The following is a 15927-nucleotide window of genomic DNA, read 5'->3' on the forward strand; positions in this document are numbered from 1 at the left end:
ACTAACCTGCCCGGCGCAACAACCACACACCCGCTAGCGCACAAATGCCCGCGGGGATCACCACCGCCAACAGCGGCGGGAAGCCGAACACCTGGCTCGAAGGCCCCAGCAGATCCTGAGCGATACGGAACACGAAACCCACCAGCACGCCGGTGAACACGCGCTGACCAAGGGTTACCGAGCGCAGCGGGCCGAAGATGAAGGAAATCGCCATCAGCACCAGCGCCGCAGTCACCATCGGCTGCAGCACCTTGCTCCAGAACGCCAGCCAGTAACGGGCGTTGTTCAACCCCTGGTCGGACAGGTAGTGGATGTAGTCCCACAGCCCGGTGATGGACAGCGATTCCGGTGCCAGGATCACGGTGTTGAGCAGTTGCGGCGTGAGCGAAACGTCCCAGCGCTCCTCCGGGGTATTGACCACTTCGGTGTGATCGCCACGGAAGTAAGTGGTGCGCACATCCGCGAGCAGCCATTGGTCTTGCTGGTACTGCGCGCGGCGGGCGAAGCTCGACGTGACAATCTTGCGCTCGCTATCGAAGCGGTAACGGGTCACACCCAGCAGCAGGCCATTGGGCTGCACGGCGTTGATGTGCACGTACTCCTCACCCTGGCGGTGCCACATGCCGCGCTTGGAGCTTTGCGCCTCACCTCCGCCCTGGGCCAGGGAACGGTCGGCCTGGGCCTTGTTCTCGGTCACCGGTGCCACGTATTCGCCAATCAGCAGGCCGACCAGCATCAGCACCAGCATCGGCTTCATCACCGCCCAGACAATGCGGCCGATCGAAACCCCGGCAGCACGCATGATGGTCAGTTCGCTGCTGCTGGCCAGGCTGCCCAGGCCGATCAGGCAGCCGATCAGGGCGGCCATCGGCAGCATGTCGTACAGCCGCCGAGGTGCAGTCAGCAAGACGAAGTTGCCGGCCTCCATCACCGTGTAGGTGTCACTGAGGTCGCTCATCTCGTCGATGAAGGCGAACAGCGAGGCCAGGCCGAGGATGATGCCCAGCACCGCCAGGATGGCCAGCAGCACGCTCTGGCCGATGTAGCGGTCCAGCTTACCCATGGGCCACCTCCGCACGACGGGCGGCGCGCTTGAGGCGCATCGGTTCCCAATACATCAAGCCAAGCCCGATCAGCAGGAACAAGCCGTGGACCCACCACATGCCCAGGCCAATCGGCAATTTGCCCTTCTCGAGGGCGCCGCGTACGGAAATCAGCATTGTCAGGTAGGCCATGTACAGGAGGATTGCCGGCAGCAGCTTGAGGAAGCGGCCCTGGCGCGGGTTGGCGCGGGACAGCGGCACCGCCAGCAGGGTGACAATAAACACCAGGATCGGCAGCGACAGCCGCCATTGCAGCTCGGCACGCTCACGCAGGCCCTTCTTGCCGAACAGCTCGGAAGTGGGGATGGCTTCGCGTTCGGTCACTTCCTCGGCCACTTCCGGCTTGGGCAGCAGTACACCATAAGTGTCATACTTGATCGCGCGGTAGTCGGCCTGGCCCGGGTTGCCGTCATAGCGGTAGCCGTTTTCCAGCACCAGGTAGCGGTTGCCGTCGGCCTGGATTTCCTGATGACCTTTTTCAGCCACCAATACTGACGGGGCGCGGTCCTTGGTCTTGTCCTGATTGAAGCGCTTCTCGGAGATGAACACCCCGGCCAGGTTGACGCGGTCATCCGACAGCTGCTCGGTGTAGGTTACCCGGGAGCCATCGCGCAAGGTCTGGAAGCGGCCCGGCACCAAGGTGTCGAACTCGGTCAGCGTGTCCTGCTGGGCGATGATCTGCTGCACCTGGGCCACACCCAGTGGTGCCAGGCTCAGGCTCAGCCAGGCCACCAGCACGGCAACCAGCGCCGCCGGCGCCATGGTCAACCCCAACAGGCGCTGCTGGCTCATACCGGTTGCGGACAACACGGTCATCTCGCTTTCCAGGTAAAGGCGCCCGTAAGCCAGGAGAATGCCGAGGAACAGCCCCAGCGGCAGGATCAGTTGCAGGAACCCCGGCAGCCGGAAGCCCATGATCAGGAACAGCACGCCCGGGTCGAGCACGCCCTGGGCCGCCTGGGCCAGGTACTTGATGAAGCGCCCGCTCATGATGATCACCAGCAGCACAGCGCTGACGGCGCTCAAGGTCACCAGGACCTCGCGGGACAGATAACGAAAGACGATCAAACCAGACACTCCTGGGTTGTCAGGGCGGACTGCCATGCAATGGCGCCAAACAATGACTTAGTACAGCCAAGACCAATGCCGGTTCGCCAACGGCGAACCTCCATGTAAAGTGCGCGCATTATCCTGTGATTGACCGCCCCTGTCACTTGGCCGCGCATGAACGTGCATAACGGGGTTGTCAGCACGCTTGCCGCAGGCTCAAACTGGCAGCTTTTCCGCTGGCACGCGACTGCGCGGCCAGGCCCGTCCAGAGCGTTGGAACACACAGCGCCATACGTATCGATCATTCGGGGACCCTGACATGGAACTGGTTGTAAAAAGCGTAGCTGCTGCATCCGTAAAAACCGCCACCCTGGTTATTGCGGTAGGTGAAAAGGGCAAGCTCGGCGCTGCCGCCAAGGCTGTCGACCTGGCCAGCGAAGGTGCCATCAGCGCCGTGCTCAAACGCGGTGACCTGGCTGGCAAGCCAGGCCAGACCCTGCTGCTGCAGAACCTGCCGGGCCTGAAGGCCGAGCGCGTAATGCTGGTAGGTAGCGGCAAGGACGAAGCCCTGGGCGACCGCACCTGGCGCAAACTGGTTGCCAGCGTCGCCGGCGTGCTCAAGGGCCTGAATGGCACCGACGCAGTACTGGCCCTGGACGATATCGCAGTCAGCAACCGTGACGCCCACTACGGCAAATACCGCCTGCTGGCCGAAACCCTGCTCGACGGCGAGTACGTGTTCGACCGTTTCAAAAGCCAAAAGGTCGAACCACGCGCCCTGAAAAAAGTCACCCTGCTGGCCGACAAGGCCGGCCAGGCCGAGGTAGAGCGCGCCGTCAGGCACGCCAGCGCCATTGCTACCGGCATGGCTTTCACCCGCGACCTGGGCAACCTGCCGCCTAACCTGTGCCATCCAAGCTTCCTCGCCGAACAGGCCAAGGAACTGGGTAAGGCGCACAAAGGCCTGAAGGTGGAAGTGCTGGACGAAAAGAAGATCAAGGACCTGGGCATGGGCGCGTTCTATGCCGTGGGCCAAGGCAGCGACCAGCCGCCACGCTTGATCGTGCTCAACTACCAGGGTGGCAAGAAAGCTGAGAAGCCGTTCGTGCTGGTGGGCAAGGGCATCACCTTCGACACCGGCGGCATCAGCCTCAAGCCTGGCGCCGGCATGGATGAAATGAAATACGACATGTGCGGCGCTGCCAGCGTATTTGGCACCCTGCGCGCGGTGCTCGAACTGCAGCTGCCGATCAACCTGGTGTGTCTGCTGGCCTGCGCCGAGAACATGCCGAGCGGCGGCGCCACTCGCCCGGGTGATATCGTCACCACCATGAGCGGCCAGACCGTGGAAATCCTCAACACCGACGCCGAAGGCCGCCTGGTGCTGTGTGACACCCTGACCTACGCCGAACGCTTCAAGCCGCAGGCGGTGATCGACATCGCCACCCTGACCGGCGCCTGCATCGTCGCCCTGGGCAGCCACACCTCTGGCCTGATGGGTAACAACGACGAGTTGGTCGGCCAGTTGCTCGACGCCGGCAAGCGCGCCGACGACCGCGCCTGGCAGTTGCCACTGTTCGATGAATACCAGGAGCAACTGGACAGCCCGTTCGCCGACATGGGCAACATCGGCGGGCCGAAGGCCGGCACCATCACCGCAGGCTGCTTCCTGTCGCGCTTCGCCAAGGCCTACAACTGGGCGCACATGGACATCGCCGGTACCGCCTGGATCAGTGGTGGCAAGGACAAGGGCGCCACCGGCCGCCCGGTGCCCCTGCTGACCCAGTACCTGCTGGACCGCGCTGGCGCCTGACGCCCCGAGGCCGGTGGTGCCTTGCGCACCACCGGCCGGCGATTTCTATCATGAGCAAAGTCGACTTCTACATCTTGCCTACCGACTCACTGTCGGCGCGGCTCGATTTCGCCTGCAAATTGTGCGAAAAGGCCTGGCGCCTCGGCCACCGGGTCTATCTGCATTGCCAGGATGCCGAGCAACGCGACGAGCTGGACCAGCGCCTGTGGCGCTTCAAGGGCGAGGCCTTCGTGCCCCACGACCTGGCCGAACTGCACGCCGATGCCGGCGTGGCACTGGGCCTGGCTGACAACGCCGGCGAGCACCGCGACCTGCTGATCAACCTCGGGGCTGGCGTGCCGGGCTTCGTCGGGCAGTTCGAGCGGGTGGCCGAAATCGTGGTCGAGGAGCCTGGCATCCGCCAATCAGCCCGTGAGCGATTCCGTTTCTACCGTGAACAGGGCTATGCTCTGCAAGACCACCGCTTACAGCGACTTTGACGACGATGGACAAGCCTTCCGCCCGACCTGATTCTGCCCATCTGCTCGACGACCTGGAGTCGATACGCGAGCTGCTGGGCGATGCCGACCTGCAACCGCCGCTGCTGACCGAAACGGTGGAGCAGATCCCCCTGCTGCTGGAAGAACCTGCCGGCAACCCTGCACCTGATGCCGAGCCCGATGCGGACCCGCAAGCCCGCCGCCAGGACACCCTGCTGCACCTGGAAAGCGAGCTGCGCGCAGCGGCGCAGATGATCATGCAGGACGTGATCAACGACTTTACCCCGCATATCGAGAACGAGATCAAACGCCGGCTGGATGCGCGGATCGAGCGGTTGATCAAGCGCTCCGAATAAGGCCGAAATCCGGCGGTGCCTGCTTCGCGGGTAAACCCGCTCCCACAATGACCGCGCAAGCCTCAAGACCTGTGGGGTCCCTGTGGGAGCGGGTTTACCCGCGAAGAGGCCAAGCCTGCCCTGCCAGATAGCAGCAGCTTGTCGCCTGCGGCCCCCACCTTGGTTATACTTCCCGGCTTTCCCGAATAAATGCACAGGGTCCCGCCGCGCATGGATAAGACCTACCAGCCGCACGCCATCGAAACTTCCTGGTACAACACTTGGGAGTCCGAGAACTATTTCGCCCCACAAGGTGCAGGCGAGTCCTACACCATCATGATCCCGCCGCCGAACGTGACCGGCAGCCTGCACATGGGCCACGGGTTCAACAACGCGATCATGGATGCCCTGATCCGTTTCCGCCGCATGCAAGGCCGCGACACCCTGTGGCAACCAGGTACCGACCACGCCGGTATCGCCACGCAGATGCTGGTCGAGCGCCAGCTTGAAGCCAAGGGCCAGAACCGCCATGACCTGGGCCGCGAAAAATTCCTGGAGAAAATCTGGGAATGGAAGGACCAGTCCGGTGGCAACATCAGCCGCCAGATCCGCCGCCTGGGCTCGTCGGTAGACTGGAGCCGCGAGCGCTTCACCATGGACGACGGCCTGTCCGACGCGGTCAAGGAAGCGTTCGTGCGCCTGCATGAAGACGGCCTGATCTACCGTGGCAAGCGCCTGGTCAACTGGGACACCAAGCTGCACACGGCCATTTCCGACCTCGAAGTGGAAAACCACGACGAGAAGGGCCACCTGTGGAACCTGCGCTACCCGCTGGCCGACGGCGCCAAGACTGCCGAAGGCCTGGACTACCTGGTCGTTGCCACCACCCGTCCGGAAACCTTGCTGGGTGACGCGGCCGTTGCGGTCAACCCGACCGACGAGCGCTACCAGGCACTGATCGGCAAGTTCGTCGAACTGCCGCTGGTTGGCCGCCGCATCCCGATCATCGCCGACGACTACTGCGACCCGGCGTTCGGTACCGGCTGCGTGAAGATTACCCCGGCCCACGATTTCAACGACTATGAAGTCGGCAAGCGCCACAACCTGCCGCTGCTGAACATCTTCGACAAGAACGCCTTCGTGCTGGCCAGCGCCCAGGCCTTCAACCTCGACGGCAGCGTCAACGAGCAGGTCGATACCACCCTGCCGGCCCAGTACGCCAACCTTGACCGCTTCGTTGCGCGCAAGCAGATCGTCGCTGACCTGGATGCCCAGGGCCTGCTGGTAAGCATCGACGACCACGCCCTGAAAGTGCCGAAAGGCGACCGTTCGGGCACCGTCATCGAGCCATGGCTGACCGACCAGTGGTACGTCTCCACCAAGCCGCTGGCAGAGCCTGCCATCGCTGCCGTGGAAGATGGCCGTATCCAGTTCGTGCCCAAGCAGTACGAGAACATGTACTTCTCCTGGATGCGTGACATCCAGGACTGGTGCATCAGCCGCCAGCTGTGGTGGGGCCACCGTATTCCGGCGTGGTACGACGAGGCCGGCCAGGTCTACGTTGGCCGCGACGAAGCCGAAGTGCGTGCCAAGCACAACCTGGGCGCTGACGTGGTCCTGCGCCAGGACGACGACGTACTCGACACCTGGTTCAGCTCGGGCCTGTGGACCTTCTCCACCTTGGGCTGGCCGGAACAGACCGAGTTCCTCAAGAAGTTCCACTCCACCGATGTGCTGGTGACCGGCTTCGACATCATCTTCTTCTGGGTTGCGCGCATGATCATGCTGACCATGCACCTGATCAAGAACGAAGACGGCACCCCGCAGGTACCGTTCAAGACCGTGTACGTGCACGGCCTGGTGCGTGACGGCCAGGGCCAGAAGATGTCCAAATCCAAGGGCAACGTGCTGGACCCGCTGGACATCGTCGACGGCATTACCCTCGACGCCCTGCTGGAAAAGCGCACCAGCGGCTTGATGCAGCCCAAGCTTGCCGACAAGATCGCCAAGCAGACCAAGGCCGAGTTCCCCGAAGGTATCGCCAGCTACGGCACCGACGCCCTGCGCTTCACCTTCTGCTCGCTGGCTTCCACGGGCCGCGACATCAAGTTCGACATGGGCCGCGTCGAAGGCTACCGCAACTTCTGCAACAAGATCTGGAACGCCGCCCGCTACGTGCTGGACAAGGGCGAGGACTGCGGCCAGAACGGCGAAGCCTACGAGCTGTCGCTGGCTGACCGCTGGATCATCTCGCAGCTGCAGCGCACCGAAGCCGAAGTGACCCGCCAGCTGGAGCAGTTCCGCTTCGACCTGGCCAGCCAGGCACTGTACGAGTTCATCTGGAACCAGTACTGCGACTGGTACCTGGAGCTGTCCAAGCCGGTACTGTGGGACGAAAACGCCCCGGTCGAGCGCGCCCGCGGCACCCGCCGCACCCTGGTGCGTGTACTGGAAGTAGCACTGCGCCTGGCGCACCCGTTCATGCCGTTCATTACCGAAGAAATCTGGCAGCGCATCGCGCCGCTGGCCGGCGTCGAAGGCAAGACCATCATGCTGCAGCCGTGGCCGGTGGCCAATGAAGCACGCATCGATGCCGCTGCCGAGGGTGACATCGAGTGGCTGAAGGAGCTGATGGTCGGCCTGCGCAACATTCGCGCCGAAATGAACATCGGCCCGGGCAAGCCGCTGCCGCTGTTCCTGAAAAACGCCAACGCCGACGACCAGCGCCGCTTGCAGGAAAACGAAGCACTGCTGAAGAAGCTGGCCAAGGTCGAATCGTTCACCGTGCTGAGCGACGCCGACGAAGCACCGCTGTCGGCCACTGCCCTGGTCGGTGATCTGCAAGTGCTGGTGCCTATGGCTGGCCTGATCGACAAGGATGCCGAACTGGCGCGCCTGAACAAGGAAATCCAGCGCCTGCAAGGCGAAGTGGCGCGCGTGGGGGGCAAGCTGTCCAACGCCGCCTTCGTCGACAAGGCGCCGCCTGCAGTGATCGAGAAGGAACGCGCCAAGCTGGCCGAGTCCGAACAGGCCCTGGCCAACTTCACCGAGCAGCATGCGCGGATTGCAGCGCTGTAACCAAAAGTGAAGCCATAGCGGGCTGCTTCGCAGCCCATCGCCGGCAAGCCAGCTCCCACAGGAAAGCGCCATCCCTGTGGGAGCTGGCTTGCCGGCGATGCTTTTCAGGACCCAATCATGACCGAAAAACCCACCCTGCACCCGCGCAACCGCCACCAGGGCCGTTACGACTTCCCCAGCCTGATCAAGGCCCACCCTGACCTGGCCCGTTTCACCATCACCAACCCTCACGGCAAACCCAGTATCGACTTCGCCAACCCCGAAGCCGTGCGGGTGTTCAACCGTGCCTTGCTCAAAGCCCAGTACGGCATCCAGCACTGGGACATCCCGGCCGACTACCTGTGCCCGCCGATCCCCGGCCGCGCTGACTACATCCACGTAGCCGCCGACCTGCTGGCCGCCGACAACGCCGGCGAAGCACCCAAAGGCGCGCAGGTACGTGCACTCGACATCGGCGTGGGCGCCAACTGCATTTACCCGCTACTGGGCCACAGCGACTACCGCTGGCGCTTTATCGGCTCGGACATCGACCCGGTAGCCCTGGCCTCCGCCAAGGCCATCGTCCAGGCCAATGGCCTGGGCAAGGCCATCACCCTGCGCCAGCAGGCCAACCGTGCACATATCCTCAGCGGCCTGCTGCAGGATGACGAACGCTTCGACCTGACCCTGTGCAACCCGCCCTTCCATGCCTCACGCGACGAAGCCACCCGTGGCAGCCAGCGCAAATGGAAGAACCTCGGCAAGCAGGACCCCAAGCGCAAGCTGCCGGTGCTGAACTTCGGTGGCCAGAACAATGAATTGTGTTGCGAGGGGGGCGAAATCCGCTTTGTCACCCAACTGGTCGGCGAAAGCGTGCAGTACGCCAAGCAGGTGCTGTGGTTCACCAGCCTGGTGTCCAAGGCCAGCAACCTGCCAGGGATCGAGGCCGCGCTGAAGAAGGCCGGCACCAAGGCTGTACGCATTGTCGAAATGGGCCAGGGGCAGAAGCAAAGCCGCATGGTCGCCTGGAGCTTCCACGACGATGCCGCGCGCCAGGCCTGGTACACCCGGGATAAATCACAGGCATGAAAAAACCGCGCCCGGGCAAGCCGGGCGCGGTTTCGTCAACGCTTCAACAATTACTTGTTGATGGCATCGGTCAGCACTTTGGCTGGCACGAACTTGACGACTTTCTTGGCAGCGATTTCGATGGCAGCGCCAGTCGAAGGGTTGCGGCCGGTACGGGCAGGACGCTCGGAGACTTTCAGCTTGCCGATGCCTGGCAGGGTGATTTCAGCGCCGTTTTCCAGTTGGTCGGCAACGATCTGGCCCAGTTGCTCCAAAGCGTTCTTGGCGGTGGCTTTTGGCGCGGCGATCGATTCGGCGATGTCGGCAATCAGTTGGTCTTTGGTCAATGCCATGGTGATGTTCCTTCCCTATCAAATTCGATGGTTATGCAGCGAACGACGACGTTATCGGGCCAGCCCCTTTCAGTGGAGGGCCGCGCCAATCGCGTATGTAGATACGTAAATCGGCGTTTGGTTCGACACGACGACAGCACGCTGCCAGCAATGCGCCACACGAGGGGCACAAGACCGCGCAAAACTACCACAGGAATGGATAAATATCCGCTGCGCACTTGGATTTAATGCAGGTTTTTCGGGGGTTTTAGCCTAAAACGCACAAAACTGAACAAAAAACGAACAACCGACATATCTGCCAACATACGGCCACTGCACCACCTTGTGTCTAGGGTAAACTTGACGACTTTTGCAGCTCGCCGAGAATCCCATGCCAATCCGTCATTGCATCGTTCACCTGATCGACAAAAAGCCCGATGGCAGCCCTGCTGTATTGCATGCCCGCGACGCTGAACTGGCCGCTTCGGACGCCATCGAAAACCTGCTGGCCGATCTCAACGACAGTTACAACGCCAAGCAAGGCAAGGCCTGGGGGTTTTTCCACGGTGAGTCCGGGGCCTATCCGCTGAGTGGCTGGCTGAAGCAGTACCTCGACGAGGAAAAGGACTTTACCGCCTTCAGCCGCGTTGCGGTGGAGCACCTGCAAAAACTGATGGAAGAGTCCAACCTGTCTACCGGCGGCCACACGCTGTTTGCCCACTACCAGCAAGGCATGACCGAATACCTGGCGATTGCCCTGCTGCACCACAGCGAAGGCGTGGCAGTAAACGCCGAGCTTGATGTGACCCCTTCGCGCCACCTCGACCTTGGCCAACTGCACCTGGCAGCGCGCATCAACCTGTCGGAATGGAAGAACAACAAGAGTTCGAAACAGTACATTTCGTTCATCAAGGGCAAGAACGGCAAAAAGGTCTCGGACTATTTCCGCGACTTCATCGGCTGCCAGGAAGGCGTCGACGGCCCAGGCGAAACCCGCACCCTGCTCAAGGCTTTCAGCGACTTCGTCGAGAGCGAAGACCTGCCGGAAGAGTCCGCCCGCGAAAAGACCCAGACCCTGGTCGAGTACGCCACCAGCCAGACCAAAATGGGCGAGCCGGTAACGCTGGAAGAACTGTCCAGCCTGATTGACGAAGACCGGCCCAAGGCGTTTTACGACCATATCCGCAACAAGGATTACGGCCTGTCGCCGGAAATCCCCGCAGACAAGCGCACCCTCAACCAGTTCCGCCGCTTCACCGGGCGTGCCGAGGGGCTGTCGATCAGCTTCGAGGCGCATCTGCTAGGTGACAAGGTCGAATATGACGAAGAGGCGGGAACATTGATCATCAAGGGCCTGCCTACAACCCTGGTGGACCAACTGAAGCGGCGCAAGGACTGATACCCCCAAGGTCGCTGAAGGAGGCCACCAACGCCTCCTTTGCCGACTTGCGCAGCCGCTTGACCAAGCGTTCCTGGCGCAACGCCTCACCCTTATCCGGCCACTGCTCCACATACACCAGCGCCTGGGCCGGGCTGGTCTTGAAGTAACGGGCCCCCTGCCCTTTCTGATGTGCAACGAAGCGCCGCTGCGGATCATCACTGATGCCGCAGTACAACGAGCCATTCGCAGCCCTTACCAGGTAGACATACCAGGGTTTGCCAACAACCGCTTCGACAACATCACTCACCCTGGGCCTGCTGGAATGCGCGCAAGCCCTTGAATGCCTGCGAGCGCACCTTGTTCTGCACCAGCGGCGACCAGCCGAGCAGTACGCCTGGCGCACCCAACGCCTGCCGCGACCAGCGCCACAGGTCGAAGGTGTCGTCGTGCTGGCAGATCAGCCCGTCGCGAATCACAAAGCGGGCCTGGATATCGTTGACCACAATACGGCCGGTCTGGCTGAACAGGTAGGTAGCCACCCAGTGCGCGCCGCCGCCACGCTCGTCGGCGCGGACGCTGTCGAAGGTCAGGGTAAAGTTCTTGGCGCGGGTAGTGAGCATACGCCACATGTCGCCCGCATCCTTGCCGCGCAGGGTGCCGAAAACCGGGTCGCTGAAAACGATATCGTCGCTGTAGCAGGCCACCATGGCCTCGGCGTCCAGGCGCTGGAAGGCCTGATAGAAGCGGGTGATCAGGTCTCGGTTGGCGTCGCTCATGGGGCAGGTCCGTCCTGGGGTCGAAAGCAGCACGATAATCTGCCTCGAATGCTTATGCCAGTACCGACCCTTTCACGGGCACGCCCGCTCCCACAGGGCACCACGAATTTTCAAAGTTATGGAATTCCTGTGGGAGCGGGCATGCCCGCGAAGAGGCCAGTACTGCCAACATATGCCTCAGACCTTCTCGCTGGTCACCTGCACATGCAACGCCCGCCCGGCGCCCAGCCCGAAAACAATGGCGCCAATCCCCAGCACGGCAAAAATCCATCCCACCGCCGCCCAGCCTCCGGTCATGTCATGTACCAGCCCTACTGCAAACGGCCCCATCGACGCCAGGGTGTAACCCACCCCCTGGGCCATGCTCGACAGGTTTGCCGCCACATGGGCATCCTTCGAGCGCAACACGATCAAGGTCAGCGCCAGGGCAAAGGTCCCGCCCTGCCCCAGGCCCAGCACCACGGCCCATCCCCACAGCCCCGACACCGGCGCATACAGGCAGCCGAACAGGCCAGCCAGGGTAATCAGCATGACCAGCACGATCGCGAAACGCTGGTCCTTGCCACGGGTGGCCAGCCAGGGCGCACTGAGCGAGCTGACCAGTTGCACGATCACCGACCCCGACAACACCAGGCCCGCCTCGGTCGGGCTCAGGCCGCGGCCGATCAGGATCGATGGTAACCATCCGAACACGATGTAAGCCAGCGATGACTGCAGGCCCATGTACAGGGTCACCTGCCAGGCCAGCGGGTCACGCCACAGGCCACGCACGCGGTAGGCCACCTTGTGCAGGCCATGCCCCTGCCGGGCCTGCGGCAGCCATACAAGCATGGCCAGTACGGCTGGCAACATCCAGAAGCCCAGCCCCAGTGCCCAGCTGTCGTCGAAATGCCTGGCCAAAGGTACGGTGGCACCTGCAGCCATCGCTGCGCCCAGGCACAACGCCATGGTGTACACACCGGTCAGCGTGCCCGCATGCTGCGGGAAGTCGCGCTTGACGATACCCGGCAACAGCACGCCGATGATACCGATGCTGGCCCCCGCCATCAGGCTGCCAAAGAACACCCCGACGGCCCCAAAGCTGCTTCGCACCACGATGCCCAGCGCCAGGGTGACGAGGATACCCAGGATCACCCGCTCGCTGCCAAAGCGCCGCGCCAGCAGTGGCGCCAGCGGCGCGAACAGGCCCAGGCAGAGCACCGGCAAGGTGGTCAGCAAGCCAGCCTGCGAGGCACTCAGCCCCAGGCCTTCGGCTACCTGCCCCAGCACCGGCGCCATGCTCGACAAAGCCGGGCGCAGGTTCAATGCCACCAGCACCAGGCCCAGCAGCAACAGCCAGGGCCGGCGCAACACCACAGGCTGTTGCTGAACCTGCTCGTCGTCAGCTTCAGCGTCGATCAGCAGTTCATCGAGGTCCCGCTTGTTCGGCGGAGTATTACGGGTGATGGATTCAGCCATGGCCTTCTCGGGGTCAGGATTCGATGAGGGTACGGCTCAGGCGCTTGGCCCGCTCCGCATCACGTTGCTCGATGGCGTCGAGGATCTGCCCATGCAGATCGAACGTGGCCTGGCAACGGGGCACGGTTGCCATGTTGTGCTGCAGAGCGGCAGCCACCACACCGGAAAAGTACCGGTACAGCTCGCTTAATGCCGGGTTGTGCGCGGCATCGACCAGCCGCTGGTGAAAGACCAGGTCACACGCCACATAGGCATCGACATCACCGTGAAAGTGCCCGGCGCTGCCGGCCAATGCATCACGCAGCGCTTGCAGGTCGGTATCCGTCCGGCGCAACGCCGCCAGGCCGATGGCCTCGGCTTCGAGGATGTGGCGGGTTTCACGGGCCTGCTCAGCGGTGCAGCGGGACATTGCTTGCACTGCCTGCAATGGGTCCTGAGCCGTGCGCAGGTAGCTGCCGTCGCCCTGGCGAATTTCCACCAGGCCACTGAACGCCAGCACACGCATGGCCTCGCGCACGGTGTTGCGGCTGATCCCCAGCTGCAGTGCAAGCTCGGGCTCGGTCGGTAAACGCTGGCCGACTTGCCAGTCGCCCAGCACGATGCGCTCGCGCATGCGCTCCACCGCCAGTTCGACAAGGGAACGCTTGGTCAACTCGGTACTCATCTCACTGAACCAATCATCCGATGAATTTGCACAGCTTACTGGATGCAGGGCAACGCCGCAAACCACCTGACATTTCTGCCAGTTGTGGACAAAACCCTTTGTTGCAACGCTCGTGGCGTACTTTCAAGGACGTACCTACATGCGACTGGCGAGCCTGCTGTTACTGCTATTTCTGGCCATGCTGCCGGGTTGCGATCCGGCCCAGAGCCCGAGCCGCCCCAAAGCCTTGTTCATCGGGCTCGACGGTGTACAGCTGGAGCAATACCTGCAGCTGGGCGACGCCATCAACCTGAAACAACGGCTTTACTACGGCAAGGCCTACGCTGGGGGGATCAATGGTAAAGCCAGCGAGCAACCCACCTTGAGCGGTCCCGGCTGGGCCACCTTGCTGACCGGCGTGTGGAGCTACAAGCATGGCGTTGACTCGGACGCCGACTCGCAACGGCTGAACCCGGCGTTTCCGAGCCTGTTCAAGCGGCTACGCCTGGCCTTCCCCAATGCCTACCTCTCCAGCATCGTCAACTGGTCCCCCATCAACACGGCATTTCTGCTGGAGGACGCCCATGGCGCCGACATACGCGAAAGCGGTTTGTCGGATGAACAGGTGATCGAACGAACGTTGCAGGTTCTGCAAAACACGCCCGCTGACTTCACCTTCATTCAACTGGATGAACCTGACCAGGTCGGCCATGACAAGGGTTACGGCGACGACTATCAGCAGGCCTTGCGCAAGGCCGACAGCGAGATCGGGCGGTTGCTGGACAGGGTAGATCAGCGACGTCGCATGTTTCCAAAGGAAGACTGGCTGGTAATTGTCAGCACGGACCACGGCCGGGACTATTGGGGCAAAGGCCATGGCAGCGCTTCGGAGCAGGAAAAGAGCATCTTCATCGCCAGCAACAAGCCGCTGAATCAGGAACTGACCGATTTGAGCATTCCTGTGGAAATGCCAGGGCCCAACAACCTGTACGGGCTACCCGCACAGACCTCGGTAGCGCCCACGGTGCTACGCCACATGGGCCTCAAGCTACAACCGGAATGGCTATTGGACGGCACGCCATTGCTGGGCGATGCCGGCGTGCGCAAGGCGCGGGCCGATGAAACTAAAGGGCGGTTGCGCTGGAACAGCAATGCCAACGGCTACCTGACCATTATCAAGAACGGGCATGTAGTTGCCCAAGTTGCGGCCAAAGACGGCAAATGGACTGATCCGGAGGGGATGGGGCAGCAAAATGACTATGCGCTGGTGCTTGATGGCACACCGGCAGCGGTGCGCAACCGGCCGGCGGCCAAGGCGTTTGTCATTGAAGAGAGCAGCTATTGAGCCGGGCGCGCTCCTAGAAGAACCGCGCCCGGCAATGCTTCAGTTCAACGCATCCAGCAGCGCCTGGTTCATCTCGGGCGTGCCGATGGTGATACGCAGGAACTGCGCAATACGCGCCTGCTTGAAGTGGCGCACGATCACCCCCTGCTCGCGCAGGTGAGCCGCCAGCGCTGCGGCATCCTGCTGCGGGTGGCGGGCGAAGATGAAGTTGGCCGCCGACGGCAGTACTTCGAAACCCTTGGCTTCGAGCTGCCCGACCAATACCTCGCGGCTGTCGATCACCTTGCGGCAGGTTTGCTCGAAGTACTCGCGGTCTTCGAATGCCACCGCCGCGCCGACGATCGCCGCTCGGTCCAGCGGGTAGGAGTTGAAGCTGTTCTTGATCCGCTCCAACGCCTCGATCAGGTCCGGGTGCCCTACCGCCAGGCCAACCCGCAAACCAGCCAGGGAGCGCGACTTCGACAGGGTCTGGGTAACCAGCAAATTGTCGTAGCGGTCCACCAGGCTGATGGCTGTTTCGCCACCGAAGTCGATGTAGGCCTCATCGACCACCACCACCGAGTCTCGGTTGGCCTGCAGCAACTGCTCCACCGCCTGCAGCGGCATCAGGCAGCCCGTTGGCGCGTTGGGGTTGGGGAAGATGATGCCGGCGTTGGGCTTGTTGTAGTCCTCGGTGCGGATCTGGAACTGCTCGTCCAGCGCCACCTGTTCGAAGGGGATACCGTACAGGCCGCAGTACACCGGGTAGAAGCTGTAGCTGACATCCGGGAACAGCAGCGGCGCGCCGTGCTGGAACAGGCCGTGGAAGATGTGCGCCAGCACTTCGTCCGAGCCATTGCCGACGAATACTTGCGCCGGGGTTACGCCGTAATACTCGGCAACCGCCTGCTTCAGCCGGTCGCCGTTCGGGTCCGGGTACAGGCGCAGGTTGTCGTTCAGCTCGCCGCGCATGGCCTCCAGCGCCTTGGGCGACGGGCCATAGGGGTTTTCGTTGGTGTTGAGCTTGACCAGGCGAGCCAGCTTGGGTTGCTCGCCCGGCACGTAAGGCACCAGGTCCTTGACGAAGGGGCTCCAGAATCGACTCATG

The 15927-nt window shown here is 62.6% G+C and carries 15 protein-coding genes; 7 read left to right on the forward strand and 8 right to left on the reverse strand.

All coding sequences use genetic code 11. From position 1 onward, the window contains the following. Position 1 precedes the first annotated feature (1 nt). Entirely contained in the window at positions 2-1063 is a 1062-nt protein-coding gene (lptG, locus tag P0Y58_25045; GenBank protein WEK30118.1) for an LPS export ABC transporter permease LptG, read from the reverse strand. Continuing rightward, on the reverse strand, positions 1056-2171 hold the full coding sequence (gene lptF / locus P0Y58_25050) for an LPS export ABC transporter permease LptF (GenBank protein WEK30119.1): 1116 nt from the start codon (positions 2169-2171) through the stop codon (positions 1056-1058). The genes lptG and lptF overlap by 8 nt, the downstream gene beginning before the upstream one ends. A 301-nt stretch (positions 2172-2472) precedes the next feature. On the opposite strand from lptF, the gene P0Y58_25055 reads away from it, so the two are divergent. The 5 genes from P0Y58_25055 to rlmF all read left to right on the forward strand — a co-directional run bounded on the left by P0Y58_25055 (position 2473) and on the right by rlmF (position 8926). Then, complete coding sequence (locus P0Y58_25055; GenBank protein WEK30120.1) at positions 2473-3966, forward strand: leucyl aminopeptidase; 1494 nt, start codon at positions 2473-2475, stop codon at positions 3964-3966. A gap of 50 nt (positions 3967-4016) precedes the next feature. Then, positions 4017-4445, forward strand: a complete 429-nt coding sequence (locus tag P0Y58_25060; protein WEK30121.1) for a DNA polymerase III subunit chi — start codon at positions 4017-4019, stop codon at positions 4443-4445. 5 nt (positions 4446-4450) lie between these two features. Beyond that, positions 4451-4801, forward strand: coding sequence for a DNA polymerase III subunit chi (locus P0Y58_25065; GenBank protein ID WEK30122.1), 351 nt, complete (start codon positions 4451-4453; stop codon positions 4799-4801). 210 nt (positions 4802-5011) lie between these two features. Then, positions 5012-7858 (forward strand): valine--tRNA ligase, encoded by a 2847-nt coding sequence (locus P0Y58_25070; protein ID WEK30123.1) that lies wholly within the window; start codon positions 5012-5014, stop codon positions 7856-7858. A gap of 117 nt (positions 7859-7975) precedes the next feature. After that, positions 7976-8926 carry a 23S rRNA (adenine(1618)-N(6))-methyltransferase RlmF gene (gene rlmF, locus P0Y58_25075; protein WEK30124.1) on the forward strand — a complete coding sequence of 317 codons (951 nt, stop codon included), beginning with the start codon at positions 7976-7978 and terminating at the stop codon, positions 8924-8926. Between the two features lie 50 nt (positions 8927-8976). On the opposite strand, the gene P0Y58_25080 is transcribed toward rlmF, so the two are convergent. After that, a complete protein-coding gene (locus P0Y58_25080) occupies positions 8977-9258 on the reverse strand; it encodes an HU family DNA-binding protein (GenBank protein WEK30125.1) in 282 nt (93 codons plus the stop codon). Between the two features lie 370 nt (positions 9259-9628). Between P0Y58_25080 and yejK the strand changes: the two genes are divergently transcribed. Beyond that, entirely contained in the window at positions 9629-10636 is a 1008-nt protein-coding gene (gene yejK / locus P0Y58_25085) for a nucleoid-associated protein YejK (protein WEK30126.1), read from the forward strand. Here yejK and P0Y58_25090 read toward each other — a convergent pair. The 4 genes from P0Y58_25090 to P0Y58_25105 all read right to left on the reverse strand — a co-directional run bounded on the left by P0Y58_25090 (position 10596) and on the right by P0Y58_25105 (position 13516). Further along, positions 10596-10925, reverse strand: coding sequence for a GIY-YIG nuclease family protein (locus P0Y58_25090; GenBank protein ID WEK30127.1), 330 nt, complete (start codon positions 10923-10925; stop codon positions 10596-10598). The two genes, yejK and P0Y58_25090, sit on opposite strands and share 41 nt — an antisense overlap. After that, positions 10918-11394 carry a nuclear transport factor 2 family protein gene (locus P0Y58_25095; GenBank protein WEK30128.1) on the reverse strand — a complete coding sequence of 159 codons (477 nt, stop codon included), beginning with the start codon at positions 11392-11394 and terminating at the stop codon, positions 10918-10920. Before P0Y58_25095 ends, P0Y58_25090 begins: the two co-directional genes overlap by 8 nt. 177 nt (positions 11395-11571) lie before the next feature. Next, a complete protein-coding gene (locus P0Y58_25100; protein WEK30129.1) occupies positions 11572-12852 on the reverse strand; it encodes a CynX/NimT family MFS transporter in 1281 nt (426 codons plus the stop codon). Positions 12853-12865: 13 nt separating this feature from the next. Further along, positions 12866-13516, reverse strand: a complete 651-nt coding sequence (locus tag P0Y58_25105) for a FadR/GntR family transcriptional regulator (GenBank protein ID WEK30130.1) — start codon at positions 13514-13516, stop codon at positions 12866-12868. 139 nt (positions 13517-13655) lie between these two features. On the opposite strand from P0Y58_25105, the gene P0Y58_25110 reads away from it, so the two are divergent. Further along, complete coding sequence (locus P0Y58_25110) at positions 13656-14840, forward strand: alkaline phosphatase family protein (GenBank protein WEK30131.1); 1185 nt, start codon at positions 13656-13658, stop codon at positions 14838-14840. Between the two features lie 39 nt (positions 14841-14879). Here the strand turns inward: P0Y58_25110 and hisC are convergent, their stop codons facing one another. After that, positions 14880-15926, reverse strand: coding sequence for a histidinol-phosphate transaminase (gene hisC / locus P0Y58_25115; protein WEK30132.1), 1047 nt, complete (start codon positions 15924-15926; stop codon positions 14880-14882). Position 15927 lies beyond the last annotated feature (1 nt).

The sequence above is a fragment of the Candidatus Pseudomonas phytovorans genome (assembly GCA_029202525.1).
Classification (GTDB): Bacteria; Pseudomonadota; Gammaproteobacteria; order Pseudomonadales; family Pseudomonadaceae; genus Aquipseudomonas; species Aquipseudomonas phytovorans.

What these genes read in the sequence shown, in the direction of transcription:
- P0Y58_25100 (WEK30129.1), bottom strand. Translation starts at nt 12,852, where the DNA reads ATGGCTGAATCCATCACCCGTAATACTCCGCCGAACAAGCGGGACCTC.
- P0Y58_25070 (WEK30123.1), top strand. Translation starts at nt 5,012, where the DNA reads ATGGATAAGACCTACCAGCCGCACGCCATCGAAACTTCCTGGTACAAC.
- P0Y58_25060 (WEK30121.1), top strand. Translation starts at nt 4,017, where the DNA reads ATGAGCAAAGTCGACTTCTACATCTTGCCTACCGACTCACTGTCGGCG.
- lptG (WEK30118.1), bottom strand. Translation starts at nt 1,063, where the DNA reads ATGGGTAAGCTGGACCGCTACATCGGCCAGAGCGTGCTGCTGGCCATC.
- hisC (WEK30132.1), bottom strand. Translation starts at nt 15,926, where the DNA reads ATGAGTCGATTCTGGAGCCCCTTCGTCAAGGACCTGGTGCCTTACGTG.
- P0Y58_25095 (WEK30128.1), bottom strand. Translation starts at nt 11,394, where the DNA reads ATGAGCGACGCCAACCGAGACCTGATCACCCGCTTCTATCAGGCCTTC.
- rlmF (WEK30124.1), top strand. Translation starts at nt 7,976, where the DNA reads ATGACCGAAAAACCCACCCTGCACCCGCGCAACCGCCACCAGGGCCGT.
- P0Y58_25065 (WEK30122.1), top strand. Translation starts at nt 4,451, where the DNA reads ATGGACAAGCCTTCCGCCCGACCTGATTCTGCCCATCTGCTCGACGAC.
- P0Y58_25105 (WEK30130.1), bottom strand. Translation starts at nt 13,516, where the DNA reads ATGAGTACCGAGTTGACCAAGCGTTCCCTTGTCGAACTGGCGGTGGAG.
- yejK (WEK30126.1), top strand. Translation starts at nt 9,629, where the DNA reads ATGCCAATCCGTCATTGCATCGTTCACCTGATCGACAAAAAGCCCGAT.
- P0Y58_25110 (WEK30131.1), top strand. Translation starts at nt 13,656, where the DNA reads ATGCGACTGGCGAGCCTGCTGTTACTGCTATTTCTGGCCATGCTGCCG.
- P0Y58_25080 (WEK30125.1), bottom strand. Translation starts at nt 9,258, where the DNA reads ATGGCATTGACCAAAGACCAACTGATTGCCGACATCGCCGAATCGATC.
- P0Y58_25055 (WEK30120.1), top strand. Translation starts at nt 2,473, where the DNA reads ATGGAACTGGTTGTAAAAAGCGTAGCTGCTGCATCCGTAAAAACCGCC.